General features: G+C 58.8%; 24 protein-coding genes. 6 read left to right on the top strand and 18 right to left on the bottom strand.

Going from position 1 to position 26,598, the window contains the following annotated elements; genetic code table 11:
- Position 1 precedes the first annotated feature (1 nt).
- From HDG34_RS15920 to HDG34_RS15880, 9 genes are all read right to left on the bottom strand, one after another.
- Entirely contained in the window at positions 2 to 442 is a 441-nt protein-coding gene (locus HDG34_RS15920) for a hypothetical protein (RefSeq protein ID WP_184061208.1), read from the bottom strand.
- Positions 439 to 936 carry a hypothetical protein gene (locus HDG34_RS15915; protein ID WP_184061207.1) on the bottom strand — a complete coding sequence of 166 codons (498 nt, stop codon included), beginning with the start codon at positions 934 to 936 and terminating at the stop codon, positions 439 to 441. Before HDG34_RS15915 ends, HDG34_RS15920 begins: the two co-directional genes overlap by 4 nt.
- Positions 929 to 1,594 (bottom strand): hypothetical protein, encoded by a 666-nt coding sequence (locus HDG34_RS15910; RefSeq protein ID WP_184061206.1) that lies wholly within the window; start codon positions 1,592 to 1,594, stop codon positions 929 to 931. The genes HDG34_RS15915 and HDG34_RS15910 overlap by 8 nt, the downstream gene beginning before the upstream one ends.
- Positions 1,506 to 1,964 carry a hypothetical protein gene (locus HDG34_RS15905; RefSeq protein WP_184061205.1) on the bottom strand — a complete coding sequence of 153 codons (459 nt, stop codon included), beginning with the start codon at positions 1,962 to 1,964 and terminating at the stop codon, positions 1,506 to 1,508. Before HDG34_RS15905 ends, HDG34_RS15910 begins: the two co-directional genes overlap by 89 nt.
- Positions 1,965 to 2,162: 198 nt before the next feature.
- The gene (locus HDG34_RS15900; protein WP_184061204.1) at positions 2,163 to 2,669 is read right to left on the bottom strand and encodes a hypothetical protein; all 507 of its coding nucleotides are present in this window, start codon (positions 2,667 to 2,669) and stop codon (positions 2,163 to 2,165) included.
- Positions 2,670 to 2,693: 24 nt separating this feature from the next.
- A complete protein-coding gene (locus tag HDG34_RS15895) occupies positions 2,694 to 2,987 on the bottom strand; it encodes a hypothetical protein (RefSeq protein ID WP_184061203.1) in 294 nt (97 codons plus the stop codon).
- A gap of 108 nt (positions 2,988 to 3,095) precedes the next feature.
- Positions 3,096 to 4,115: a hypothetical protein gene (locus HDG34_RS15890; RefSeq protein WP_184061202.1), complete on the bottom strand. Its 1,020-nt coding sequence runs from the start codon at positions 4,113 to 4,115 to the stop codon at positions 3,096 to 3,098.
- Positions 4,116 to 4,220: 105 nt separating this feature from the next.
- Positions 4,221 to 4,637 carry a hypothetical protein gene (locus HDG34_RS15885; protein ID WP_184061201.1) on the bottom strand — a complete coding sequence of 139 codons (417 nt, stop codon included), beginning with the start codon at positions 4,635 to 4,637 and terminating at the stop codon, positions 4,221 to 4,223.
- 28 nt (positions 4,638 to 4,665) lie between these two features.
- The gene (locus HDG34_RS15880) at positions 4,666 to 5,007 is read right to left on the bottom strand and encodes a hypothetical protein (protein WP_184061200.1); all 342 of its coding nucleotides are present in this window, start codon (positions 5,005 to 5,007) and stop codon (positions 4,666 to 4,668) included.
- A gap of 119 nt (positions 5,008 to 5,126) precedes the next feature.
- On the opposite strand from HDG34_RS15880, the gene HDG34_RS15875 reads away from it, so the two are divergent.
- The 3 genes from HDG34_RS15875 to HDG34_RS15865 all read left to right on the top strand — a co-directional run bounded on the left by HDG34_RS15875 (position 5,127) and on the right by HDG34_RS15865 (position 8,351).
- Positions 5,127 to 5,930: a hypothetical protein gene (locus HDG34_RS15875; protein WP_184061199.1), complete on the top strand. Its 804-nt coding sequence runs from the start codon at positions 5,127 to 5,129 to the stop codon at positions 5,928 to 5,930.
- Between the two features lie 508 nt (positions 5,931 to 6,438).
- On the top strand, positions 6,439 to 7,074 hold the full coding sequence (locus HDG34_RS15870) for a hypothetical protein (RefSeq protein WP_184061198.1): 636 nt from the start codon (positions 6,439 to 6,441) through the stop codon (positions 7,072 to 7,074).
- Positions 7,075 to 7,121: 47 nt separating this feature from the next.
- Positions 7,122 to 8,351 carry a hypothetical protein gene (locus tag HDG34_RS15865; protein ID WP_184061197.1) on the top strand — a complete coding sequence of 410 codons (1,230 nt, stop codon included), beginning with the start codon at positions 7,122 to 7,124 and terminating at the stop codon, positions 8,349 to 8,351.
- A 145-nt stretch (positions 8,352 to 8,496) separates the two neighbouring features.
- Here the strand turns inward: HDG34_RS15865 and HDG34_RS15860 are convergent, their stop codons facing one another.
- The 3 genes from HDG34_RS15860 to HDG34_RS15850 all read right to left on the bottom strand — a co-directional run bounded on the left by HDG34_RS15860 (position 8,497) and on the right by HDG34_RS15850 (position 13,992).
- Complete coding sequence (locus HDG34_RS15860) at positions 8,497 to 9,156, bottom strand: hypothetical protein (RefSeq protein ID WP_184061196.1); 660 nt, start codon at positions 9,154 to 9,156, stop codon at positions 8,497 to 8,499.
- Between the two features lie 1,018 nt (positions 9,157 to 10,174).
- Complete coding sequence (locus HDG34_RS15855) at positions 10,175 to 11,527, bottom strand: hypothetical protein (protein ID WP_184061195.1); 1,353 nt, start codon at positions 11,525 to 11,527, stop codon at positions 10,175 to 10,177.
- Entirely contained in the window at positions 11,524 to 13,992 is a 2,469-nt protein-coding gene (locus HDG34_RS15850; protein WP_184061194.1) for a type VI secretion system Vgr family protein, read from the bottom strand. Before HDG34_RS15850 ends, HDG34_RS15855 begins: the two co-directional genes overlap by 4 nt.
- Positions 13,993 to 14,308: 316 nt before the next feature.
- Between HDG34_RS15850 and HDG34_RS15845 the strand changes: the two genes are divergently transcribed.
- Positions 14,309 to 14,587: a hypothetical protein gene (locus tag HDG34_RS15845; protein WP_184061193.1), complete on the top strand. Its 279-nt coding sequence runs from the start codon at positions 14,309 to 14,311 to the stop codon at positions 14,585 to 14,587.
- A gap of 70 nt (positions 14,588 to 14,657) precedes the next feature.
- Here the strand turns inward: HDG34_RS15845 and HDG34_RS15840 are convergent, their stop codons facing one another.
- The 4 genes from HDG34_RS15840 to HDG34_RS15825 all read right to left on the bottom strand — a co-directional run bounded on the left by HDG34_RS15840 (position 14,658) and on the right by HDG34_RS15825 (position 22,366).
- Positions 14,658 to 16,904, bottom strand: a complete 2,247-nt coding sequence (locus HDG34_RS15840; RefSeq protein WP_184061192.1) for a hypothetical protein — start codon at positions 16,902 to 16,904, stop codon at positions 14,658 to 14,660.
- 67 nt (positions 16,905 to 16,971) lie between these two features.
- Positions 16,972 to 18,681 (bottom strand): hypothetical protein, encoded by a 1,710-nt coding sequence (locus tag HDG34_RS15835; RefSeq protein WP_184061191.1) that lies wholly within the window; start codon positions 18,679 to 18,681, stop codon positions 16,972 to 16,974.
- Between the two features lie 18 nt (positions 18,682 to 18,699).
- A complete protein-coding gene (locus tag HDG34_RS15830; protein ID WP_184061190.1) occupies positions 18,700 to 21,342 on the bottom strand; it encodes a hypothetical protein in 2,643 nt (880 codons plus the stop codon).
- A 67-nt stretch (positions 21,343 to 21,409) separates the two neighbouring features.
- Positions 21,410 to 22,366, bottom strand: coding sequence for a hypothetical protein (locus HDG34_RS15825; RefSeq protein WP_184061189.1), 957 nt, complete (start codon positions 22,364 to 22,366; stop codon positions 21,410 to 21,412).
- Positions 22,367 to 22,513: 147 nt separating this feature from the next.
- On the opposite strand from HDG34_RS15825, the gene HDG34_RS15820 reads away from it, so the two are divergent.
- Together HDG34_RS15820 and HDG34_RS15815 are read left to right on the top strand one after the other, a co-directional pair.
- Positions 22,514 to 24,619 carry a hypothetical protein gene (locus tag HDG34_RS15820; protein ID WP_184061188.1) on the top strand — a complete coding sequence of 702 codons (2,106 nt, stop codon included), beginning with the start codon at positions 22,514 to 22,516 and terminating at the stop codon, positions 24,617 to 24,619.
- Between the two features lie 72 nt (positions 24,620 to 24,691).
- Positions 24,692 to 25,666, top strand: a complete 975-nt coding sequence (locus HDG34_RS15815) for a hypothetical protein (protein ID WP_184061187.1) — start codon at positions 24,692 to 24,694, stop codon at positions 25,664 to 25,666.
- Positions 25,667 to 25,787: 121 nt separating this feature from the next.
- Here the strand turns inward: HDG34_RS15815 and HDG34_RS15810 are convergent, their stop codons facing one another.
- Entirely contained in the window at positions 25,788 to 26,060 is a 273-nt protein-coding gene (locus tag HDG34_RS15810; protein ID WP_184061186.1) for a hypothetical protein, read from the bottom strand.
- A 70-nt stretch (positions 26,061 to 26,130) separates the two neighbouring features.
- The gene (locus HDG34_RS15805) at positions 26,131 to 26,586 is read right to left on the bottom strand and encodes a DUF6884 domain-containing protein (RefSeq protein ID WP_260321187.1); all 456 of its coding nucleotides are present in this window, start codon (positions 26,584 to 26,586) and stop codon (positions 26,131 to 26,133) included.
- Between the last annotated feature and the right edge of the window lie 12 nt (positions 26,587 to 26,598).

Genomic DNA, 26,598 nt, shown 5'->3' with positions numbered 1-26,598 from the left:
CCTAGCTTAAAAGCCGCACATGAACAAGGAGGTCCGAGCCGATCCAGCGCGGGCTGAATGCCTGACCCTGATGCTCGTCGGCGATCTCGAAGAAGCGTGTGGGAAGATGGAGACGAAAGAGCTTCTCGACCGCATCCTCCATGGACTGGGCGGCGAAGCGGATCACATCAAGGTTGCTGAAAAGAAACCGCTCGTCGAACAGGGGCATGGCCGTCTCCTCGCACGAGTCGCGGTAGCAGTCCAGTGCATAGTCGAAATCCGCCTCGACCTTTCCGACGAGCCCCTTCGGATGCCAGGTGGTAGAAAAAGGGCTGCTCGTTGAATGGATAAGTACCGCTTCCTTGAGCAGATCCCGGATACCGTTTTCGTAGAATGCGAAGAACGGCTCGTACTCGCGATATTCGTTCACCAATGGACGTGTGTCGAGAACGATTGCTTTCATGGCACTGGCCCCGCGGCGGTGGAGGCGTGGGTCCCGTTGAGGTTTCTGATCGCGATGAGGTCGAACCGGGTCAGCAGGAAATCGAATTCGCCGCGATCGTTGAACGCGGATTGCGGCAGGTGATCCAGGATCCGCTCCAGCGCCGCGAAAAACATCTCCCTGTTGAGCTCCCGGGCGCAATCGTCATCGAGCCCCATGTGGCGCAGAACTGACTGGCTCTGGCTTTGCGGACAGGGATGCCTCATATAGCTCTGGTTGCCCGTGAGGACCTCCGTGAGCAGCACGGCAAGATAATCCGACACGTCGATCTGTCCGTCGGTGAGATAGCGGATATTCTCGAACGCCCAGCCCGATTCGTCCCGCGACAGACACTCCCTGATCCGGTGTCGGAGCACGGTGACGATACCGGCAAATGAAATGAGCGTGGTTACACGGGACGTCGCTGGGGACGACACTGAGTCCGTGCAAGGCTGATATCCGATTGCCTTACCCATCTGGCTGCTCCCGGGCTTCTTCGCGAAGCTCGTCCCTGAGCCTGTAGTACTGGACGATGCGCCAGTCAATGGATTGTTCGATGATCATGGTAGTGCGCTGGCGTCTGAGAAAATGGATGATCCACCTGTCGTGTCCGGCGAATTCCTTGACCTGACTTCTGAGGCCGCTTACAAGCAGGAGGATCTGGTCGACGATTTCGAGCTCGTGGCGCCACTCCGGGCGCAGCAGATCCAGATACAGCGAGCAGGGATCGGTGTTAAGCCGTCGGTCATCCGGATCGCCGTAGTGCCTGAGGACCTCGCGCAGGGTGCGCTCGATTACTTCGATCGCGCGTACGGGATACGGGGAAGCTGAGCAGAGGAACGGAATCTGGCTGGCGGTGACCGCAACTTCGCCCTGATCGTCGATGACGGGCGTGCCCTGCTGGACATCCTCAAGGTGCGAAACGGCGGCACGTTGCTGTTCGCCGTGCGCGTCCATGCGTTGCTGGTAATACGTTCGATCGGGCCGCATGACGGGCACGGCCTGTCCGAGCGTGTAGATGCCCTCCAGTGGAGGAATCAGGTAATCACCGAGGATTCTCTCGATGATGAAGGCGGTCGGGAGGGGATCGATCACCAGCGACCGGATGACCGGATACTCGACTCTTGCGTTCATGATGATCAAAGGCGGGTGGGGCGTCGAGGTGGTAGTGCAGGTAAAGATCGCGCCGTGTGAGTTTCAGTGTAAGCGTCTGGTCGCCATAGATATTGGGTACCTTGACGAGATGCCGGGTGAGGCGCTCCAGCGCAAAAGGCAGGGCATGCTTCAGTCTGTCGTGAAGTTCCGAATATTCGCGATAGTTGCGATGATGGTTGGCGATGACAACGCAGTAGCACTCCTCGATCTGGTGGGCGATAACCCATTCCAGCACGTCCTCCTCGACACAGCCTGTATGGGCGTGTTGTGTGATGAGTTCGGCCAGCCAGGGTGCAAGGCTGTGCCGGTAAAGGGTCACGTCCTGAATCAGGGTGGCCTGACGAAACATGGTGGCGGGTTCCCCGGGCAAAGAATGGCAACTACCTGTATTAAACAACTTCAGGCAGATGCATGTGTCGCCCTGAAAGATCGGGCTGTCTGGTGTGGTGGAAGCAAACAGGGCAGGTGATTACCTGAGCAGCAATTCACCTGCCCGCGCTGCCGGAAAAATCACTCGAACGCAATGGCGGCCGGAGGTGGCGAATGACTAGAAGAACATCTCGAAGCGGGTCGTAATGACCCGTTCGTTGTCGCGTGCGAGGACATAAACGCTGCCGAAATCATCCTCGGGCCATGGGCTCGGGCAATCGCTTGCCGCCGCACCGAGTGAGCGCATGAACATCGGTATCACCTCACGATACAGGCAGATGACGATGCTTTTTCCAGCGTACTCGTCGCCACCGATTGTTTTGCCGCGCTGCTTGACACCGGCGATGGACCAGCATAACTCCATCTCGGTGCCAGGGCTCACCCACGCGTTCAGAGGCACGCCCTCGAGGCTTTGCCACAGTGGCAGTACCGTAAGTAGCGCACGCAGGCTATGCCTGGTTGGCGTGGTCGCGAAAATGCAATCCGGCCTGCCAAAATTCCGGATCACAAATTCGGAAATCCGTTCCGCACGTCTGCGGCCAACCGGCGAGAGGCCCTGATCGCCATCGCCAGTGGATTTCTCGGCCTCGCGAAGCACGATGATTTTCCTTGGATAGTCAGACATGCTGCCTCCCTGTTCCATAGCGTGTCAGGGTACCCCAATCGCCACCGGCGTCACATCCATCGTCCTCCATCCATCGGCGTTACGGCCGACGAATTCGAGCGGCGGGCTGAAACGCGAGAAGGTCTCGCCGGTTTCGTTCATGAGGAACACATCGCCGAATACCGGCATCTCCTTGAGGAATCCAGCTTTCCAGACCTTCATGAAAGGACGTCCGCTTCGGTCGTAGAAGAACTCGATTTGCTCACCTTCGACCATCGAACATGGCACCCCCACGTGCCGGTTTTCGTTCGTAGCGCCCATCATCATCTTGGCAAACATATGGTTTCGATCCTTGTGTGAAATTGTGGAATGGAGTTCGTGCGGGTGATGTACGTGCTCCCCGGGGGCCAGCCGCGCCCCCGGGAGGATGAATCTGCGCGGCGGCGCTTACAGCACGACGCCGTTGCTGGTGCTCACGTCCGTCGTTGAGCTGATCGCATTGGGCAGAATGCGCGTGTCGCTCTGCTCCTGCATCTCCTGCAGCACCGCATTCAGGTCGGCTGCGACTCTGGGCAGGATGCCGTCCGAGATGACGTAGTGATACGGTGCCTTCAGGTTCAGTTTTTCCGGCAGCGTGCCTTCCAGATAGCCGATGTACTGCACATCGTTGCGAACGGGCAGCGTTGGGTCGTGATCGGCCTGGGTGAGCGTCGCGACGCTGATGAGATTGCCGAGATCATCGAGACACGCGCGGCCCAGATCGCTGATGAGCGTGAGCGAGGCGAGTGCCGGCCTGTAGGAGGTGACCTTCTGGTAGCGCAGCCAGTTTTCGAGATCCTTGGCGTCGAGTTCGCGGTTACGGGCCGAATAGAGCATGCACAGTGCGGCGACGACGTGCTGGATGCGGCTGTCGATGGCCGCACGCGTCATGTCCCGGCTATTTTGCAGATAGACGAGGTTCACCGGCGAGTGCCGCGTTTCCGTGGCGATGCGCTCATACGACTTCAGCGTCTTGAGCGTGTTTTGAGCGAACTTCCTCGTACTGTCATCGCCCACGCAGATCGCGAGGGTCGACGCGTCGTGCGCAAGCAGCTCCGACACGATCGAGGCTGCTATCACCGCGCCGGATCCACCTCCGCCGGTGGAGAGAACGATATTCAGATCGACCGGCTTGAACTTCTGCAGAATGTTGCCCACGCGAGCGCTGATCGGATCGAAGTTTTCGGCGCGCTCCTGCCCCGAGCCTTCGATGGTGCCTGGGCGATTGACCAGATAGAACTTCTCGGGATTGATGTCGGAGCGCAGGTTCGCCTTCGACGTGTCCATGTACACCACATCGAGCTTGGCAAACTTGTCACTCTTATTGTTGTCGCTGGCATAACTGGCGACCTTGTGGCCGATGTTCATGCCACCGCCGCCGCAGCAGAAAAGTCGAACCTCGCCGCGTGCGCGCTCGTGAATATCCATGCTTGCTTACCTCAGATAAAGTTGGAGAAGAAGGCCCGCCACTGACGTGGGGGCCTTGGGGAAATATGGCTTTCGCCATGGAATGCCGCCTGAAGCGGTATCGACTCAGTGCAGCGCGTCGCTGATGTGGCCAACCGGGACAGCGAACCTGTCCGCGGCGATGGCGTAGATTGAGTGCAGGCAGATCGCAACCGATTCCGTCTCGTTTGCATGGCGACGCCAGGCCTCGGCACGCCCACAGACGTAGCGGTGCCCCTGATTGCCGGAATCCATCAGGACGAGTACTTCGCCGTCGTACACGAAAGGCATGATGACCTTGCAGACGTTCAGCCCGATATCTTTGCCGTCGTCATCCACGCTGTGATCGGGCCAGCCCTGGCCGTTGCTGACGAAGAAGGCATATTTGCCGGCGAATTCGGGGTGCTCGCACACGTCGATGTTGAATGGTCCGATGGCCGCACGAAGGCCATCGATGTCGATGATGCTCACGTAGTTCGTACGTGCAGTGCCGTGATAGTTCATCTCAAGTCTCCGGAAACAGGGCCTTCGTCTACTCCATGCGTTCGCGCCAGTAGAAGTCCAGGCTGTTCTCATCGAGCAGCTCCCTGACGGTTTCGAGGGGAAATCCTTCCTCGACGACGAGCCGCGTGTGCCACTTGCGCTGATCGGTGTAAGGCAGTCTCACTTTCCCTACGGGATGGCCGTCGCGATCGAATACGCGGGTCGTTAGCTTGCGGCTGCCGTCGGAATTGCGAAGGCCCAGCTGGACGATCTTGTAGTTCTCCAGATAGACCTGGCGGTAGTTGATGGCTGTGTCGATGCCAACCATCTCGTCGAGTGCTCTGAAATAATCGCTATAGAGGTCAAACAGATCCGTTATCTCGGCGTTCATGGTTTCCTCATGAAAGAAATTGTTTGGAGATTCGAGCTGCTCCGGATGGGTGATATATCACCGTTCTTTTTTTAACTTGGCCGCACCGCGCGATCGCGGCGCGGGGCGGGAGCCGTTGCATGAATGCCATTTCGAAGAGCATCTTTGACGTGCGCTACAGAATTCCGCCGGAGGTGCTGCATGTGGTTTTTTTCAGGCGCGAGGAGTACTGGCGCGATACAACGGCAGGTATCGAGGACCAGATCCTGAGTCTCGTGGTGAGGCCCCGCGTGCTCATCGACTGCAACCTGCTTGGAGGCACGGAAGTGTGGGTTTTGCTGGACGGGTGCGGCCAGCGCGGGGAAACACCGTTCGACACGGTTTTCCGCATTCCCAAGAAGCGTACCAACGGGCGTAGCATCCTCACGGCGCTGAACGTGTCGTTCGCCGATCCGACGCGTATCTCGTCAGTCGGCATCGCCGCGCTTAACCAGGCCAACACGATGCTGCAGGTGGGTAACGCGGTGGTTGATGCGATGGGCATGGTGCCGATCACCTCGACCGCGCGCATCGAGCTGATCAGCGAGAACGTGGTGCACGTGCGCGACGTGCTGACCGTACCGTCAAACTCGTACCTGCGCTGCATCGTGGCGAATGACGAAAACCTGAACAACATCCAGCTACGCAGCTTCCACGCGTTCTGCAAGCTGGTGGAGTACGCGGTCAAGTCGTACATCTACAACACCTACACGGTGCAACTCGACATCGGGGAGCTCAGGGGGGGCCAGAATCTTGGCAAGATCAAGGAGGTCATCGACAGCTACGCCGACGCCGAGCAGAACTACGAGGACTACCTGAAAGAGAAGTGGGCAAAGATCGCGATCATGAACGACGGGGAGAGGTGGTTGAGAATCCTGCGCATGCAGATTGGCGGACCCCGGTGATATCGCGCCAGGGTGTCGGGACGGGCGGATACAAACCCCCGTGCATAGGAGTTGCTGGTCACGTATTCTTTATCCCTGCACTCCTGGCCCGGTGTTTTGCCAGAACGGGCTGTATGCCATCGGTACGGTCGATGGATGCCTTCGTATTGTCCGGCTTCCAGAATCGGCATGCGAACGATTCTCGCGGCCCGGAACAGCATTTCGCGAGTCGGAGGGAGGGCGATCTTGAGGGGCTGGTGAGGTTTGTGGTTCTTCGAGGAAGGCGTACTGGGGACCTTCGACAAATTTTACCGTCGCCGGAAATTCGCGCACGCCCGCGCGCGCGTTAAGCGTTATTAAGTATAGCTTTTAGCTTAATGTATTGATTCTATAGAGAGCAGATACGGAGTATCTGCTCTCTTTTCTCTAAGGATGCTTCTCGTATACGCGCGAGAAGTACCAACCATAAATTTCTCCTGACGCGAATCGTGTGACGCGGTTTGCGCGAGTTTGCGTGAAGGGAGGACTCATGGCTTCCTTGCTAAGGGCAGCACTGGAGGGCGAGCTGGGCAACCCTCCAGAGGACGAGAAGGAACTGATGGAGCTCAAGGGGCCCCTGTCGGAGGTGTTTTCCCAAGCCCTGAACCAGGTCTATGCGCGTCCCGACGTGCCACCGGCCGAACCGGGCGCAGGCGATGCCACTGCCGGTTCAAAGGATGCAGTGGCATCGCCTGGCGTCCAGGATGGCGGTGAACAGACAGGCGTGAGCGGGCAGTCGCAGGCGCTTGAATCACAGGCCAATGATGCGCTCGCGCTCGCCCAGCTGATCAGCAATGTCGAGCTTGCCGGCACAGATGCGCAGTCCGGCAGTCCGGGCACGACCGTCTATGGCGTGTCAGCTGCCGACGTGAAACCCGAGGACATCGTCGAAGTCAGCCAGGACCTGGCTGCCCGGGGCCAGCATGGCACCGGTCCCGACAACTACGTGGTGGTCATGGTCGCGACGCAGCCCTCGGTGAACGGCAGCGATAACAGCAATCCGGAGCCGCGTGTCGTCGAGCTGGGGCAGGCGCTCGAGACACTGGTGAACGCCTGGGGTGCGAGGGTCTACCCGTCGCTTGAAGCGTTCGCGAAAGACTGGCTCGCGCGCAGACACGGGTCCTGATTCCATCTTCCCCGGCTATCCCCGGCAGGTTCTCGCATGGAGCGCTCATGGCGAAAAACATCGAGGGCGTGTTCGCCGAGGCCTGTCACGACCTGGTGATCGATGCCATGTTTGCCCGCAGGATCAGCCAGTACCGGCATGCCTTTGTCTTCAAGAATGCCGACCACATCAAGTTTTTTGGCGGCAATCTCACGGGTGTGGAGGTCGTGCGCTTTACCGATGACGACCGCGACAGGTGGTTCGAGGAAATCCTGAAGGTGGAAGAGGGCGTGCTCGCCCAGGAGCTCGTCGCGCTGCCGACAGTGAACCCGACGTTCAAGGTGTCGAGCGATACGATGAACCTCTCGTGCGCGTGGTTGATGCATACGCTTTACGCGAGCCCGAAACTCAACGACACGCAGAAGCAGGCTGCGATGATGGACGTCGGGCTCGTGCTGCAGTACAAATTTCTTACCTCGCGCCTCTTCCGGCATTTCCGCTATCCGGCGGATCGCGCGACGGCCGAGGCCACGTACGCGCTGCTCTCGGGCAAGTTCGCGATCAAGCAGTACGGCACCTGGAATGCGGTACTTGAGCAGCGCACGCGCGATCTGATTTCGCCCCAGGGGCTGCACTTCAAGGCTATCTCGAAGATGGACAACGACCTTGAGGTGATCTACCTGCTCAACGATACGCAGAGCCGCATCCGCGACATGCTCAAGAACATCTACGACGTCTTTCTGCAGGTCCATCATCAGGGTATGCGGATCCAGTCGAGCTCGGCGCTGGTCGACTACGACGGCGAGGTGGTGCTCAAGGACCGTAACCGGAATCTGCTCGCCTACACGCGATACTTGCAGTCGATTGTCTCCGACCGGCATTCCTTCATCAAGGAGGAACTGCTGGAGCTGATCTGCAAGCTCATGTACACAACGCCGCCGCGGCTCTTCCGGCAGACGCTCGAGTGGATCTCGGACAACTACCGGCAGGCGCGCGCAAAGCGCGTTGGCGAACTTCTCGATGAGACGCTTATCCACAGTTTCGATTATCTCGCCGAAGAGCGCACCATGGTTCGCACTCACGTCGATCTGCCGACGCTGCTTGCGAGGTTGCGCGGCGTCTATACATCATCGCGCAGCATTGATCCTGCTCTCTTTTCGCTCAGGGAAAAGGCTGAGTGGTGTGTGAAGCAGGCGACGGGCAACCGGAACGACAGCGTGATTGCGTCGGTGCGCACCGCGGTGCTGCTCTATCTCGTGATCCGTACGATGACCATGCGGCACTACACAGGCAGCTGATGTTGGAAGCCATACAGGCATAGGGCCGGAGAATCGAAAGTCCTCCGGCCCTATGCCGTCATTCATCAGCTCGTTATCCCGTGGGGTGCACCGCGATAAGCAGATGCGATCGGCAGCGACCCCCGGACAGATTCCTCGCACTGTTTCATACTTTCAGGTACTTCGCCTTCACGAAATCTCTCGATGGCACGAAGTGCCATTGCCCGGTTTCCGGATCGAACAGCGCGACCTCATCGCACAAGGCGGGATCACATACCGTCACTTCGATGGAGCGCAGCGCGCGATTCGCTGCCTGGGCTACCCTGTCGGGGGGCCACGAAGCGACCGCACGCGCCGTCTCGCGCCAGGCAAAGAGCCCCGCACGTTCATGAATGTCATCGAGCCATTGGAGTCCAGCTTCATCCAGCTCGAACGAGTCTGGCGCTTCGCCGTGCAACACGGGAACCCGGATGTGCCTCGAAACCGACGATAACGTTCTGTCTGTTCGCAGGATGATCCTGCGATTCAACACGGGCCAGCCGATGCGGACGTCGGTCATCAGGCAGCGGCAGTCAGCGCGGTAGAACAGCGCCCGCTCCAACGAGCCGGCCAACCTGGGCGCGTACCCCGGTTCCCGGGCCCGGGCATACTGCGTCGCATCGATGACCGCGGTGACGGGATTGGTGTAACAGGCTACCGATGGCCCGTCTTCACCCGCCTCGCACGATACATCGTATTGGCCACCGGCCACGTCGCGGGCCAGCGCGAGCAGAGGAAAAAGAGAAAAGTACCGGCTAGGTTCGGGCTGCTCGTTCTTCGACGTCATCTTTGCGTTCCATCACGATCCACGCTACTGGTCCTTCGAGACGGTCGCGGCCAATGCCCTCGGGGGAGATGTTGCCAACCGCCGGGGACAGAGTCGCGCGAACGTTTAGTTTGCCCTCAATGCCAGCTCCACAATACCCCGTTGGCTGGCTGCTTGAGGGCTCGCCGACAATAACGAGAACAAATTCTCGACCGTCAATTACGAGGGAGTTTGACTCTGGAAAGGCAATTTTAGACAAGCTCGAAATAGTTTTACCAAAATTTAAACGGAACTCGAATTCTAATTGCCTTTCCCTTGCTATCAGTTATCTCAATTTTGAGTGCATTTGCCGAGATAATTTCGTGGTTACTCAATTCCACTGAAGGCGGCAACTGAGTCTCGCCATTGACGATTCGCAAACAGCAATAAATACCCGGACGACAAAAATTGTTCTAGTGACCTGCGACGTGATCGGCATACCACGCTCCGCCATATTTCCACGCATGGATGCTCCACTAGTCGCATGAGCCATCAACTATTTCGTGCTCTTTGTCGCATTTCAATATCTGATCGAGCGTGGATATTGAAGAAACAACGTTTCCATTGTCGAGGCATGTCAACTTTGTACCTCGGTTTCTCTTTTCGGAGCTCACCAAGAGTGATCGCGTCGTGATACCTTCGTCCCCTCCTTCGGTCGTCTCCGATATTTCATATCGGTAGCCCCCATTCTTGAAGCCCACAACAAAAGTTGAGAGATCGGGACGCGAGTATTCATCATAACCGAACTCACTTCGAGAATTTTGAAGATCTTTAGGAAATTCGAGATCAATTTTATTTGGTGTCCCGTATCGATACTGAATGTACCCTCGATCTTCTGCAAAATCATTCGAAGTGCATATCGATGCAATCTTCTTGCTTTCCTTTATATCGCAGTTGAATATTGTGGCCTCGTTGGACCTGCACAGACCAGCTGCATGTGCGGAACTGGTCAATGCAACCAACGCGAAAAGAATCCCATACTTTATTTGGGCAGCATTGGTCACTTGTCGCTCCCGTCATCAAATGTGTCAGTCCAGTACATATCCTCGACGAGAAATCCCGTCTCGTCCTTGTCTAGCTTCCGCGCCCGCGTGATCTCTTCGCCTGCAATCTTCAGGCTCTTCGTCTTACCTTTGCGAGTTACCTGATATTCTTTAATTTCACCCTTAGAGATCGCGACAACAGCCGCTTTTTCGTCAGCGGAAGACTCAAAGGGGATTTTTAAACCTTTTTGTCTGGCGGCATCAGTCAGGAGTTGCTTGCTTACACCACGCACATAACATGCAACCGCGAACGCAATTCCAATTCCAGAGCGAACATTATTGGTTTTACAGAATGGAAATGTGGGGTTCAGATAATTTTCAACGGCATACGCCAATTGTGCTTCCTGAAAGTCTACTACACGTGCTGCATCCACGAAACGTTGCTTCCACGTGCCAATCCAGAGATCCTGCTTCACCCCACCAACCTGTACGGATATTGGCTGGACGCGCTTCCCGCGAATTTCACGCCCAACTGGCAATTGGCCTTTTGACGCCGACTTGCTAATCTCGACACCTTCCTTGGTTTTTGAGATCGCGTGCCAGTGGTCAAGGCCAGATATATAATCAACACCGGGGACAAAAATTCCGGGGCTCGTTAGGGTGAGCAATTCTTGCCAGTTGTCACCAAAAATCTCAACGAATTTTTCATGATTCTTTTCATTACACTTCTTTAACACCCCTCCGAGGGCGCCGCCATCTTGTGTAAATTGAATAATTCCATACGACAACCCAATATGAACAATACGTGAATAACTAGTTTCAATTCCCTTGTTTCCGTCTTTTCGGCCAACAAATTCCTGGTCGGTATTTTCGGCGCCAAATGGATCTCGCCCACTTTCGCACATTGCGACAGCGGCGATAATCTTAAGACGTTCGTTCCTATCTAGAACCGCACCTTTAAATTCAACGACGTGCGGGTTCTTATTTAATTTATTTATAAGTTGTTGATGATCATTCGCATCATTTTTGTTTCTCTTGTTAGGTGCTGCCGGTGCTCCAGTAGAGGGTGGAGACTTTGGAGAGCTTTGCGGTGGCTGTCCATTCGACGATGCCGGGGCAGCTGTTGGCGTCAGTGGTACGTCGTCGCGATGCTGCACCTCGGTGTCCTCCCCGTTCTTCCGAAGCTTTTCCAGTAACTCGTCGGCAAGTGTAACGGTACAGGCGAATCCTGACTCGTAAGCGAACGGAGTACCGTAAAGATCGTTACGGTACTCGCTATTCTCAGCAGGAACGGGCCGTGTAAATGGCGGGAACGTATCTGCGTCAGTCTGAGATACTTCCGGAATTTGGAACGGGTTGTTGTTGATCATACGTTTTTCCCGCTGAGTTTTTTCAGCACTTCGATTTTCAATACGTCGGCTTCGTCACTGATGGCGAGCTGCGTAATTCCGTCGTGATCGGTCTTTCCGTTCAAGATTTCGCCGTTCTTCAAATGGACTCGAACAGGCCGATTCGGAATCGAATATCCACGTTCGTCTACGACCCAAACAGGGCGATCGAAAAGGTGTTCAATAAACTTCGGTAGTGTCGGCATCGCCGTTTGCATCGAAGCTGTGCCTTGCTTCTGGATCGTGATGGTCTTGATGAAAAGATCGAGCGGACCGCCAAGTGTTATGCTGCCGTCCTTGATCTGGATGAAAGCGCCGCCGCACTCAAGGATGATCTCCTTGGCCGCTGTCAGGTTGACCTTCCCGTTGACGCTGCCGAGGTTGACGTCCTTGGCCGCAGTGAGCGACATCGGGCCGCCCTGCGCCTGAAACTCAACAGGGCCTTTCGCTGCGAAAATCTTGATGCCTAGCTTTTGCGCAAAGAGCGATATCCTTTCGCCCACCGCCGCAGTAAAGCGCTTCATAACGCTGAAGTCAGCATTCCGGCCGGCCACGCCCGCGATGTCGTCTTTCGCCGAAAACTGGATCCCCCCGGCCGCCACGAGACCCGCCGATGCTGGCGTGCTCATGAGGAGGCCGGGCTTCTTCAGGCCGTCGAGATCGTCCTTGACCTGCTGCTGGGCGGTTGTGTCGGCAGGCTCCGCTTTCGCGCTGCTTGCCGAATTGGCAAGCGCTTTGGCGAGCTCCAGTGCGCTTTCAAGCTGGGCCATCGACTCCTGCATCTCGCGCTGGGCGCCATTGGCGGCCGGGCGATCGTACGCCGTCAGATAGAGCCCTTTGCCTGCGCGGTTTACGCCGTATCCCGATGTCCTGAGCTCATAGCCTTCACCGCGGTATTCGAGCTTCTGGTTCACCAGATAGCCCAGATTGAGCTGTGATTTGCCCGAGTGCTCCGTGCTCAGCTTGATGCCTTCCTGGCCCTCCCAGTCCTCCATGCGCAGCTTGTTGTTCTTCTGCGTACGGATCATGTTGCGCGAGAGCCAGCGACGATCGTTGGTGACAAGGTCGCGCGCCTGGCTGTGGTGGTGGAAGCCGCTGATTTCGGGCTTGTCGGGATCCCCGTTTCGGAATGAGATCTTTGCCTCGTCATTATCCAGCGCGACGAAATGCATGCCGGTCTGCAGCTTGCCTGCAAACGGCTTTGCCAGACGCAGCGGCACGCTCTCGCCACCGCGGGGCCACTCTCCGAAGTCGGCATCGAGCCGTACCACGTAGTAACCAACCGAATTCAGGTAGCCATACGTGTACTTGTCCGGGCTGCAAACGCGTGCACTGAGTGTGCCCGCGATTTTTGCCCACTTCGCCGGCTCCAGTTGGAGCCGGAAGCGCCGGTCGGCCGGGATGGCCTTGTAGCTGTTCGAATAGGCCTTGTCGCGCGCGCCGCTGTGGCTGATCTCAACGATCACTTCGCCCTTCGGCGCATCGGGCAGCGCGATGTCGGTCTCCAGCACACGGGCGCACTGCAGAGCGAAAACGGTGCTCTTGCCTTCGAAGATTACCTGGCGGGCGATGGCTGCCTCGTGACGCAGTTGCGCTTCCCACTTCGCGCCATCCTGGTCCAGATGATTGGTACCATAGACGTAGCTCTGGCCATAAGTGGTCTCGTCCTGCGGTGCGATATTGGCCTGGTCGCGAAGACGTTCCCAGGCCTGCTCAGGGTTGTAATCGGCAACGACGACGGATTGCGGCACGATCACGGAGTGCGTGCTGATGGACGTTACCGCTTCCACGCCACCCGCCTCGAGGCCGGCCGCTTCACGGTAAGGAACAATCAACCGCGGATCGTAGATGTAGTGGTCGATGTCGTCGCCAAAGACGATCTGGTCGCCGTATTCGGACTCGACGATATAGCAGTAGATGCCGGCCTTCTCCATGAGCATGTGCACATAGTCATAGTCCGTCATCTGGTGCTGGAAGCGCCACAGATGCTTCATGTACTTGCCGCGCAGCCGGAACGACATCTGGTGATCCCGGATGCCGTGGGCGCTGAGGATCTTCCTGATGATCTGCGGGGTGGTGAGGTGCTGGAAGACCTGCGTGTTCGTGACGGCCTGCAGGCGCCCGAAGTGCGATTTCAGTACGGCCCGATACCGGGTGAAGTCCTTTGTTGTCTGGATCGTCGAGAAGCGCTCGATGTAGCCCGAGAATTTTTTTGGCACACCATCGTCGGGCACGATCGTGAAGACCGCATCGCGATTCAGATAGTCCGCTCGTGAGAGCTGCATCGGATGGGTCATCTCGATGCTCACTTCATTGGGCGCCCCCATCATCTCATTGGCGTCAAATGACACGACCGACAGTGCCGACGCAGTGTCGGTGCCGGGTACTTCGAGGAAATACGCCTGCCGTCCCGATATGGATTGCAATGCGTTCAGCAAGTCCGCCATAGGCGTGTGGCTCCCTGGAATTTAAGGAAGGCACGGCCCGGAGGGTAGAACTGCAATCTGAGATGAGCCGTGACTGCGACCGCGATTGGTCCACCTGACTTTATAACGTTTGATCGTGTCAGGATCAACGGTTCGGACCCCTTTGAATTGTCATTTCTTGTCAAGACGCAACTGTCTCAAAATAAATGAGACCGGACGCTGCCTGACGACGCGATTCCTGACCTGAATCTCGTTCCACTTTCTATACGCCCTGATGGATAATCCGGGCGCGGGCCGTGACAAACTTTTGTGGAGCGGCTCGCGACCAATTGTCAACGTGAAGAAACTGACCATGAAAAAAATCTCTTTTGCGCTGCTCGCTTCGTTGTTCGTGGCAGGCGCAGCATCGGCACAAACGACGGAAAACGGCATTGTCATGACCCATGACGACAATGTCGCTGCACAGATTGTGCAACATGCGAGGGACGTCCAGGCCCAGCCGCCTGTAGTCGATCAGGACGCGCAGCCTGCTCATGAGGGTGTCCCTAGCAAGGGCGCTCACCACCATCACAAAAAGCACCCGGCGAAGCGAGCGCAGGGCCCGGCCGGCGAGTAAGTGCTCGTACGTGCACTAGCGGTATAGCGGCAGAAAAGCCCGACGCGGCTTGTCTGCCGTGACAGTCGCACTACCAGCCACCACGTTTGAGGGTGTGGATGTTGGCACCGGGCGGGGTATCGCTGAAGAATCCCAGGGGCGACGGGTTGGGGGGATCCGCCGGCGTAGCTGCGCGGCGCAGGAGCCGTCGCTCGCGCTTCTTCTCTTTGGCCTGGTTGATAAGCGTGTCCATGCTGAAGATCTCTCCTTCCTCGAGCACGATCCGTCGATCGAGTAGCCGCATCTGATGCTCGATGCGCGCGGCGACCCATTCATTGGGCTCGCGTGAGAGCTCGTCGGCCAGACGCCCGATTTCATCCTGGATCGCCTGCTGTTCGCGGCGACGCTGATGGTCGATCATGGTTTCCTGCCCTCCGGCATTCAGCGCCGAGCCGATGCGGCGATCGTCGATGCCGTAGAAGGACAGCATCTTGCCGCGGGTCAGCAGCCAGTGCGCGAGGAGCCATCCAATCACCATGTCGTCGTGCAGCCCTTCTTCGTGATCGATACGGCCGTTGCGGGTGGTCAGGTGCGCGACCTGCTGGATGAGCACCGGATCGTGGGCATTGGAGCCAGCACGTTTTGCGGCGAGCTGCAGCGAGGCCGAGTAGAGCTCACTGCGCGCATAGGTGCCGCCGCCGGAGGTCGTAAAGCCGAACGCCTTCTTGTAGCGTGTGTAGATATCCGTCGGGCGGCGCCCCATGGGCACCTGAATTTCATGATAGCGGGCCGGGAGCTCGTCGTACTCCTGGACGATGCGGTTGAAGAGCCGCCGGAACGGGTCGATGCCGTGGCCTGGCAGCATGTAGAGCAGGTAGTCGATCAGCGCCTGGCCGAGGCTGCGGTTCTCGATGACGAGTGTCGTGGTATCCCAGCGGATAAGCCACTGGGCTACCCAGCCGCAGAAGAGCAGGATGTTGGTCTCATTGTAGGTGCCGGCGGCGATCACTTCGAGGGTGTCGATGTCCAGTGCCACGAGAGAGATGTCGTCGCCGCCCGAAGCGTTGGACGGATCGAGTCCGATCACGAAGCGGCCCAGGCGCATTCTGGCCTCGATCTCGCGCTCCTGCACATACCAGCGTGTGATGTAGCCTTCCCGGCTGATCTCCATGTGTTTCGGTTCCTGCCGGCTTCTCACGATCAGCTCGAGGATCTCGCGCCGCAGGGGATGCGTTTGCGTGCCGGAGGTCCACATGTTGAAGAAGTCGCGGTTCGCATCATCGCCGGTTACGGCGGCCTCCTCGATCTTCTCGCGCAACCATCCGTCCGTCTTGCCGAGCTGTCGGTGATTGAACGTGATATTGACACGGTACACGCTGCGCCGGCTGCCGTCCGGGGTCTTTTCCCCATGCGAGGACTTTCGCACCAGACGCTCGAGCTCTTCGGCGTTTTCCGCGTCGTAGAATTTCTCCGTCCATGGTGCGGCGCTGCCCTGCATCCGGTAGATGAAGGCGCCATCACGGTCGTCGATCTTGCCCGCGGTGTTGGTGAAGATCACGCCATAGGGCGAGCCGTTCGCACGCGCGGCGTCGACCGCCGCGTTGCGCGCGGCAAGCGCCGAGGGAACGGCAATGCTCACGTTCGGCTGGAACGGCCCCTCGTCGATCTGTATCACGGGGGTGGTAAGGCCGCGCCCGACCTTGTAGGCACCCTTTTCGGAACCCTGGGGCACGTGCGTCTTGTACTTGTTCCCAAGGCGGTTGATCGTGATCTCTTCGCCGTTGTGGGTGTCCTGGCGGGTGCGCTGCTGGAGGTAGGGAGGGAGTTCGTCGATGATCTTCTTGACGCGGTCGACGTTCGTGCGGCGCAGGACCTCGTCCTTGGTGAGCAGGTTGAGCTCGGTGTTCACGCAGATGAAATTCAGCAGCAGAACCATGAGCGAGTCGACCGCCACAGACTTGCCGGTCTGCCGGATCATCATCAGGAAGATCATCAGGTGATTGAAGAAACACCAGATGAGCGCGATGTTGCCGCGGTTGGCCTGGAAGGGGACTGCCTCGTTGGTGCCGCTCACCGGGATACGGCATACCTCGCGGAAGAAATAGAAGGGGTTTGACTTGCACTCGAGCGCGATTGCAGCCATCTGTTCGAGCGTGAGATCGGCGGAGAAGGGATCCACGCCCTGAAGATCCGGGTTGATGAGGGCGAGGAGAAACGCATTGTTGTGCACCGACATCCGGCGGTAGATCGTCGCAAGCCTCAGAAAGCTCTGGTTGGAAGTGTCGGTGTCGATGATCGCCTGCGGATACTGTCTGAAGTCGTCGAGGAAGAGGATCATCTGGTCGCCTCCGCTTGAGGCTTGCCTCCCTCGCAGGGGAGGGGGCCGCATGCCGGCTCTGTGTCCGCTACGTACCTGGATAGCGCACCGGCAGGCCGCAGATGCTCAGCTGCAGGTCGTTTGTCGTCGTGCGCATGTAGAAGGTCACATAGAGCGTGCTGTCGTCGGGAATCGTCACGCCTGTGCTGAAGGTCGACGCCCATTGCGAAATCGGGCACACGATCGGAGCACTGCCATCTGGCATCTGGATGGCGAAATGCGTCGGCACGGGCAGTTGCGCCTCGGTGGCCGGGTCGGTGAGAGGCAGCGTGTTGTAGTAGAGGGCCTGCAGCCAGTCAGCCTGCTTCCGGTAGCCGCTCGCGATATTGATGGTGTACTGGTTGGCCTGAACTTCATTAACGGCCGCGACGTTGCCGGGACCGTAAGGGGGCATCTGCCCGGGTTCGAACTGGATCTGCCACGGGGAATCCTGCATACCGGGCCCGAGCAGGGTGATGGCCACGGTTGCGCTGAACAGATAGTTCGTAAAGCTGGGATCCACCTTGTTCAACTGTACCTGCGCGTTGATGTCCTGCTGGACACCATATTGCAGCGGCTGGAATGGCGGGAACGCCGGCGAGAACTGCACCAGGCTCGTGACGTTCCACCACGTGCTGCGATCGAGGTTGTACAGGAACCAGTCGAGCCGGTAACCCGTGATGCTGTCACGCCACACGGGAAACGCGAGAAGCTTCAGCGCGTAGGCGCCGGCCGAATTGATGGACGTCATGCGGTAGGCCCGCGTGATGAAGCCGACCTGATCGACCGAGTTCGCATTGAAGACCGCTTCGTCGGGTGAAAGGTTGTACTTGAGCACCACGTCAAACGACTGCCCGACGATCGTCGAGACGAAGGCGTTGAAGCCGAGTATCTGGAATTTTGTGTTGTCGACTGGCAGCATGGCGCTCGTGCCGTCGCTGTACCGCACGATGCCCATCAGGTTCAGGTTCGCGAGGATCACGTTAATGGGGAACTGGATGAGCGTCGGGTCTGAGCTCGACAGGAAGGGTGTCCTGAGCTCGATGCCGACGACATACTTCACGCCGGAGTCGGCCAGGCGGATGCAGCCGGTATTCTGGATCAGCAACTGGCGGATGGAGACGACCGCGCCTGTCGATGAATAGGCGACGGCGGTCACCGGCGTGGCGTCGGCCAGACGCACGTTCGTATAGCAAACCGGCACACCTGAAACGGTGCCGGTCGAACCATCGGGAAACTGGACTGTGACGGGCGCGAGTGTGATGGCCTGGGAGACGAGCGTGCCGGACTGATCGTAGTAGCCGCTGACGCAGTTTTCGTTGGTCGTGAAATCCGACCCCGTGAACAGCTTGACCGAAGCCACATCGGGCCCCGGGTACCAGAGTCGGCCATCGACGGCCAGAATGAAGGGAATGACGCTGGTGTCCAGATACACACGAAAGGTGTCGGCAAGTGTGCCCGGGCCTACACCCTGCAGCAGGTCTCCTTCGGTCATGGCCGCGTTGGGCGTGGTGGTGAGCGGCACCAGTGTCGGTACATACGTGATGGGGTCGATGAGCGTCACGCGCCACCACTGGTTGATGGTGTAGTCACAGACGTAGTCGTTGACCTTCGGGATGTACTTGTTAGTGCCCGCGGCGCCGAGCCAGAGATTCTGGTATGCCCATATCTCCCACAGACTGTTGTCAGGACCCCTGATCGGGACGCCGCCGTCGGTGCCGACCGGCAGCTCGACGGCACCGGATAAGATGTCGGCCATGAAAATCTCCGCTGTGCTTCAACTGCTGGTTGCGCTGGTGATCGCGTTGCTACCCGTGAGGTCGGCGATGGAGACGTAGTTGTTCAGCAGCACCTGGTTTCCAAGGTAGATCCGGATCGCGTTATTCACGAAGTTGTACGCATAGATCTCGAGCGCAATGGTCACCGTGAGGTTGTGCGGCCGGATCGTCACGAACCGCGGATCCTGTGTATTGGCTGGCTGGGTCGGGTCGAACGCCAGCAGGTACTCATAGGGTTGACAGACCTCGCGCACGAAGTCGTCGTTGTAGAACGACTGGAGGGGCGTCTCGTCGATGATGCCGAGCACGAGGTCGTAGATGATCTTGCAGCAGAAGGGGCTGAACAGCGGATAGAGTGCTTCGATGACATCGGGGCCACTTGCTACGCCAGGTGCAGGCAGTGGATAGTAGAGGGTCATGTAGTCCTCGACCGCGCGGTCGACGGCAAGGGCGCGGTCGAAGTAGGTCCAGGTGTCCTCGTTCGTGACGCCGAGCATCGGCACGATCACCTTCTGGACCTGATAGGGCAGGCCATTGATCGGCAGCGGCGAGAGAATGTTGGCGTCATCCTCGGCGAACTTCAGGTTCGACTTCGGAAATACACCGCCACCGACCACGATGCGCGTGACATCGTCGTCGCGGATGTTGTAGCGGTTATTGTTCGACAGAAGCCCATACTGCACCCAGCCGACATCGCGATGCAGCGGAATTGACAGATCACTATTGCAGAAGCCCGTCCAGCGTAGTGTGATCTGTTGCTGTCTGTCTTGCGGAAAGGAGAGGGCCGAGACGTTGTTAATCATGATCACCGGAAACCGCATCACATAGTCCAGGTCCTGGATCATCGAGCGGCCGTTCACGAACACGTCGAGCTGGCCCATCGGGATCTGCATCGAGAAGAGCTGGAGCACGTAGTCAAGAATGCCCTGCTGCTGGATCGTGATCGGCAGGATGCCTTCCTGCGGCTGGATGTAGAGCGTGTACGCGAGCATCGTCCGGTTGCTTCTCACGCAAGTGTAAGTCTTCGTGGTGTCGATTAGCCAGGTAAGAATGCCGTCCTGGATCGCATACTGGCTGCTGCCGGTCACATCGGTCCAGTTCAGGAGCGGCTTGCCAGTCACCGACGCGATGTCGCACGTGTACATCCGGTAGTCGAGCCGCGGGTCGATCACCTGCGACGCCTGTCCGTAGGTGTCGTCGGGCAGCTGGCTGGCCGCACCGTAGATCACCTCGACGAGTGCACAGTCGCTGTTCTGGCAGACATACACGCCACCGCTTGCATGCGGGTAATACCCAAGCAGGGTGCCGTCTTCGTTGTATTCCCACGCCGTGACGTTGCTCTGCAGGTTGTAGGGCAGGCTGACGATCAGCTGGCCCGATTCCAGTACCGGAATGAGAGGGCTCATGCCAACCAGCCGGCTCGTCGCGTTGTACCCGTACGCTTCCTCGACCGTCCGGCGATCAAACATGCTGTTACCGCTTCTGTCACTGCATGCGCGCATGATCCGGGTATAGGGCGCGGCTTCCAGTGTGGCTGCCTGCCAGTTTTCGAGCGTCGCATCGACGCCCGCCATCGCGCTGACAATCTGGTCGTCATCGAGCTTGTAGAGCTCGAAGATGCGGTTGTTCTCATGGATGAGTGGCCGCTCGAGTCCGGCCTTGCGAATGTGGAGGCGGATCGTGACGTTCGACTCCGAGTTCCAGTTTCCGCGTGCAGACAGATAGCCTGCGACATAGGCCGTGGGCAACGCGTAGTCGCGGTGCGTGACGTTGCGGATCGCATCTGTCTCGTTGTGGTGGTAGAAGACGCCCTGTGTGAGCCCACTGGGCAGCGTGTAGATGACCCACACGTCGATGTCGTCCTCGTAGTCGATGGTGTGGCGTCCGCGTCCGTTGTAGTGAAGCAGGTACTTGTACTTGCTGTCGAGCGTACTGTTGAACACCGGCAATCCGGTGAGTGCGAAATCCGCGACGCGATAGACCGAGCTGTCATAGACGTACTCGATCACGTCACCAGGCTGCGCGGTAACCACGTTGATCGTGTCGACCTTGAACCCATTCACGAAGCAGTACACGGTGCCTGGCTGCGCCCTGAGTGCCGTCACGGTATTCTGGACGGGCAGGATATCGGTCTTGATCCTGGGGACGATGCCGCCGGTCTGGATGTAGTTTTGTGTCGCGCCGGCGGTAGCGCGTGGGCTCTGGAAAAAGGCATTGCTGTAGAGCCGCAGGCACAGGGGTTCGTGATCCAGGTTGATGTCGATGGTGGACTGCAACTGCACCGCGACGACCAGATTGTTGTCACGGGTGATCATGAAGTACGACTGGAAGCGTGCGAGCTGGATGCCGGAGTTGACGTACAGATCCACGATCAGGTTCAGCCGGTTCATGGCGACAGCAAACGGCGTCCATGTTCGGGCCCACGACAGCAGGCCCAGCAGGAATGGACTGATCTGTCCGATCTGGTAGATGTGATACGCGGTGTTGCTGACCGGCAGGCGGTACTGGGACCAGTCGATCTGCACGCTATTGACGACCCCGCCATCGGGGGTGAGCCGCGCAGGCTGGAGTATGGCCTGCCGGTCCTGGGTGGGAGCACACCAGACATTGCGCAAAGCGTTATCGACGAGATAGTCGTACATGCTCGTATCCCGGACAAAGAGCGTCGCGAAGGGCGACAGAAACGAAGCCTGGGCAAGGGGGCGGCGCTTAGCGCGAACCGCGATCGGCCAGTTGTGCAAGATTGAGCACGGCGCGCAGGAAGAGCTGGTTGGGTTCCTTGTGGGCCTGACGCTCGACCATGCGCGCGAGGCCTGAATTCCGGTAGGTCCGTTCGATGTGCGCGGCGGCAAGGAGGGCCAGCCAGGTGGGCGGATGTTCAAGCGCCACGGCCAGCATTTCGGCGGCGTTGATGCCGAACCACGTGCCCTTGACGATGCTGATCAGGATGCCGGGGTTGAGCTCACGCAGTCTCACGCTACCGGTGGCATCTGCGGCAGCCCCGCACAGGCCGATGATCCCTGGCCCCTCGTGCTGCCGCTTCTCGAGCAGCGTCATGACTTCCTCAGCCGGACAGCGCAAGCCACGCGACACCTGCATCGCCATCTTTATGCGTTGGGGCGTATCGATGTTCCCATCGTCGGAAAAGAGCGAAAGGTAGTGAATGGCCGAGAGGATGGCCATGTTCAACTGCTCGCGGGGATCGAGCGCGAAGCGTCTTGCCAGGTTCTCGCTGATCCAGCCTGCGAAGAGGCTCATCGCCACCGGAGAGACATCACGCAGCAGCGCCGGATCGTCATTGACCCAGATGTCGTTCAGTTGCGCGCGGCGCCGTTGCAGGCCGTATTCGATCTCGTTGCGGACAAGAAATTGCCCCTTGATCCTGTCGAAGGCGCCGAACGGGCGGGCATCGAACACGATGGTCCCGCGCCAATCGTGTCCATGTGTTTGTTCGCGTTCTTTTTCGTGCGTAATCAGCCACGGGTGGGCAAACTCGGGCACCGCGTCCGCGAGCGGCTGTCCTCCGTGCACCTCCAGTATCGTGGCCGCCTCGTTGGAAGGTGCAAGCGCTCCCGCGAGCAGCGCCGCCTTCAGTCCTGAGTCCAGCCTGTCCAGTACGTAGCCACTGCACTGCGTGGTGTCGTACGCCGTCGCATAGCGTTTCATTCTCCACGCCCTCGTCCAGAAGAAACGGCCCGCCCTGTGACCCGCGATGCCGTATCGCGTGAATTACTGAGGATTACGAAGCGCACAAATTTATATGATGCGCCGCATCGCTTTCCAGCCATAGCATTTCATTTCAGGATCACAACCATGACAACAGCCATGATTGTCAATGGCGCTCCGATGACCATCTTCCAGCGTACCGATGATCTCAGTACGCAGCAGGTGACCCCGGCCCCGGAGCAGATTCCCCAGCACCTCCCTTACATCTATCTGTACACGCAGATGGGCCCGACAACCGAGGAAGTCGTGTCGGGTGTCGATCTGACCAACCTGTATGGCGCCGATTCATTCGATCTGCGCAAACCGTGGGCCAATCACGCGACAGTGCTTGCCAATGCAGTAAATGCCCAGGGCAACGCGATCATGGTGAGGCGCCTGCAACCGGGAGACGCGAATCCGCCCGCGTCGTTGCGTCTGTGCCTGGATGTGCTCCCGGCACAAATCCAGCAGTACCAGCGCAATACCGACGGCTCATTCATGACGGGTGAGAGCGGTGCGCCTGTTCCGGTTACGGGCGCGGGCTCAACGCTTGCGGGCTATATCGCGAAATGGGTTGTGTCGACGGTGACGTACAGCCCCGACGGGTCAAGCGACTATGGCGAGGCACAGATTCTGGCTGGTGATCAATCCTCGGGTTCAGATACGTCGCAGCGCTATCCGGTGATGGACCTGCTGGTGCCAAGCTTTGGCGCGTATGGCAACAACGATGGCTTGCGCCTGTGGGCGCCGACGGTGAATTCCTCAACGCCGGCCAATTCGAACTTCATCGAGGACGATCTCGTCTATCCGTTTCGTGTCTCGTGCGTTACACGCGCCTCGGCTTCGAGCACGGGTACGCTCACGCGCATGATCAACGGCTCGACGTATCTCGACGTCACGTTCAAGCCCAACGCGATCGATACGGCCCTTGATGCGCAGATATCCATCCAGGACATCTTCCTGAATGCCTGGCAGGACCTGAACAATCCGGCGGGCACGGCTGACGTCTACGGCCTGTTCGGCAGCCTGCACGTCTACGACGACAATCTCGCCACGCTCATCGGGATGTTCTACGCGGCGGAGGCCGCGGCCATCAATTCGTTTTCTGACTTTACCGGTGCGCATGGCGAGCAGTGGCTTTTCAACTTCGTCAGCGGCGTCTCGTCGAAGGGAGCGCCCTATTCGACTTTCCAGCTCAACACGTCGGACCCGGATGCGGCGTATCTGGGGCAGGCGAGCACGCTGTGGGCATCGGGCGGCAGCGACGGCACGATGGACGATGCAAGCTTTGCGGCGCTCGTGGCAGAGGATGCCGCGCGCTTTGCGGACGCGGCTGATCCGATCCAGGAAATGGTGATGTATCCGTATTCCCACTTCTGGGACTCGGGTTTTCCGATCGACACCAAGAAGGCGCTGGCGCAGTTCATCTCGCAACGGCCGGACACGTTCATCACGCTGTCGACCTATTCGACGCTCTCGCCGCCGCTTACTGCCTCCGAGGAATCGTCCATGGCGGTGGCGCTCAAGGCGTTCCTGCAGCAGTACCCCGAGTCGGACTACTTTGGCACGCCCTGCGCACGGGGCATGGTGGTGCCAGGCTCGGGCTCGCTCACGGGCTCGCTCTACACCGGCCAGCTGCCACTCACCATCGAGCTTGCGTCGAAGGCTGCGGCCTACATGGGCGCGAGCAGCGGCAAGTGGAAGTCTGGCTACGCCTTCGACATGCAGCCGGGCTCGCAGATCAACCTCTTCTCGAACATCAACGTGACCTTCTGGAGTGCGACCGCGCGCAACCAGGACTGGGCCAACGGCATGGTGGGAGTCGAAGCCTGCGCGCGCCGTCAGGCGTATTTCCCTGCGCTCAAGACGATCTACGACAACGACACGTCGGTGCTCAACAGCTTCTTCACGGTCAGTGCCATCTGCACGCTCGAGAAGATCGGCGACCTCGCACGCCGTCAGTTCAGCGGAGTGTCATCGATGACCAACGCGCAGCTCATCAAGAACGTGAACAACTTCATCACGACGCGCGTGGCGAACATCTTCGATAACCGCTTCACGATCACGCCGACCACGACGATCACCGGCATGGACGCGCAGCGCAACTACAGCTGGACCTCGATCCTGCAGATCGCGGCCGCCGGCATGAAGACGGTTGCCACCATCGTGATCCAGTCCGTGCGGCTGGACCAGTCATCGACAGCGACGACCTGAGCGCAAGCCAGTTCGCCCCGTTGGGGAAGCGTCTGCAACGGTAAGCAATGCTGAGCAAAGGGAGATACGGTCATGGGGCGCGTCGCAAATGCGATTCTGCAAAACCAGTTCGGTTTCGCGCAAGGTCATAACAACCCGATGCTTGATCCCCGCTTTGGTGGTCAGATGGGGTTCGTTCCGAACTACGTTCAGTGGGTCAGCAACCAGCAGTACGTCCGGCGCAACCTGATCTGCATTCTGGTCGAGGCTCCGCTGGGTTTCAGCTACCTGCCAAATCCGGACGTATGGATCGGCACCCTGCGCGCGCTCGTGGAGCTGCACGCGCTGCGTATCACAGGCCTGAACGCACACCTGACGGTGGAGATGGCGGAGACGCCAGTCGGTGGCGGCGGGAACATGCAGCAGGACTTCACGGATGTCAAACGCGAGCGTTCGCAGCCTCAGTTCAGCTGGAACGAGAAATACGGCATGCCGGTGTCGATGTTTCATCAGGGGTGGATCACGAATCTCATGATGGACCCTGACACCAAGTTTGCGAATATTGCCACGCTCTCTGGCATCACGGGCATGAGTCCGCCACCGGACATGCTCGCTGACATGTACTCGGCGACGATGCTGTTCATGGAGCCTGACCCGACACATACGCGGGTGGTGAAGTCGTGGCTCGTGACCAACATGTACCCGACGGGCACCGGTGACATCCTGGGCTCGCGCGATCAGGCCAGTGCGCTCGAGAACCTGACAGTCGACATTACCTACTCGGGCATCGCGCAATGGAGTCTGGGGGTGGATGCGTTCGCACAGCAGGTGCTCAGCTCGATCAGCATCGTGAACGCCAATCCCTACACGCAGAACGCGTTCATCAACGCGATCAACCCGGATGTGGCTGCCACGACGACCGGCTACCAGAACGAGATCGCGCAGATCGCGGCGAATCAGGTTAGCCCGACCTCGGTGCTGCCCACAGGACAGGATGTGACGGCCGCGCTCGCGGCCGCGGCGCTCGCCGCGGTCAATACGCCGCCAAGCAGCGCAGTGACGTCCTGATTGCGGTGGTTGGGGTTAAGAAAAAAAGAAAGGTGATCAGTGCCCTCCCCAATGGGGAGGGCACTATGCCGTCTGGAAAATGATCTGTAAACGATGTGCCTGTCGTGCTTCCCGCCTGGCGTCAGTCCCAGTCGTACAACGGAAGCCCGTCGACGACGTCTCCGGCCGCGTCGATGCAAACCCACTCGTGGCCGTGCCTGCGGGCCCAGGCAAAGATATCACCCAGTTCCGCGGGTTGGCCTTCCCCATCTTCGGACTGGACGTAAATGAAAACGCCTTCGTCATACGGTGCGGCAATGGTCCATGGGTTGCGGTCGCCTTCGTCCTGCAGAAGCCGGTCGGTTGCCCGGGTGATGTGGCAGGTCGCGATGACCGGCATGGTGATGGTTTTCATGCGGTGTCTTTCAATGAGGTACATTAAATTTTGATGCGCCCTTGTAACCGGCAGAATGCAGGGTCGGATGTCATGCGTCGCCCGCTGCCATGGACCTCAGATACGCACCTAGCTGCGCCCGCTGATAGCCAATGCTGCCCGTCGTCTCGACCGTCGTTGCGGTGGCCGGGATCAGGCCGAGATGGACACGGCGCTGGATAGCCGCCCGCATTACGCGCCGGTAGGCTGCTCCACCGGCTAACAGTATTGAGCCCGGATCTGAGGGCCACTGGACCGTGTCGAAGGCGGGCAGGTTTGCGAGCATTTCGCTGGCACGTGCCTCCGTCATCCGCTGTTCATAGGGCCCAATAAGCTGGTCTGGCAGGACGAAGCCGTGCCTTGCCGACAGGATGAGAATGGGCGGTGGCCGTGCAGGCATGTTCGCACGCAATGTCGAATACATCACGCCCTGGTAGAGATCAACTGCGGGTGCAGCGACCACGCCCTTGGTTGCGGAACACGCCATGATGACGAGGTGGGATGGCATAGGCCCTTGTGA

It is taken from the genome of Paraburkholderia sp. HC6.4b (assembly GCF_014200875.1).
GTDB classification, from domain to species: Bacteria; Pseudomonadota; Gammaproteobacteria; order Burkholderiales; family Burkholderiaceae; genus Paraburkholderia; species Paraburkholderia tuberum.
This window is presented reverse-complemented; position numbering and strand designations above follow the sequence as displayed.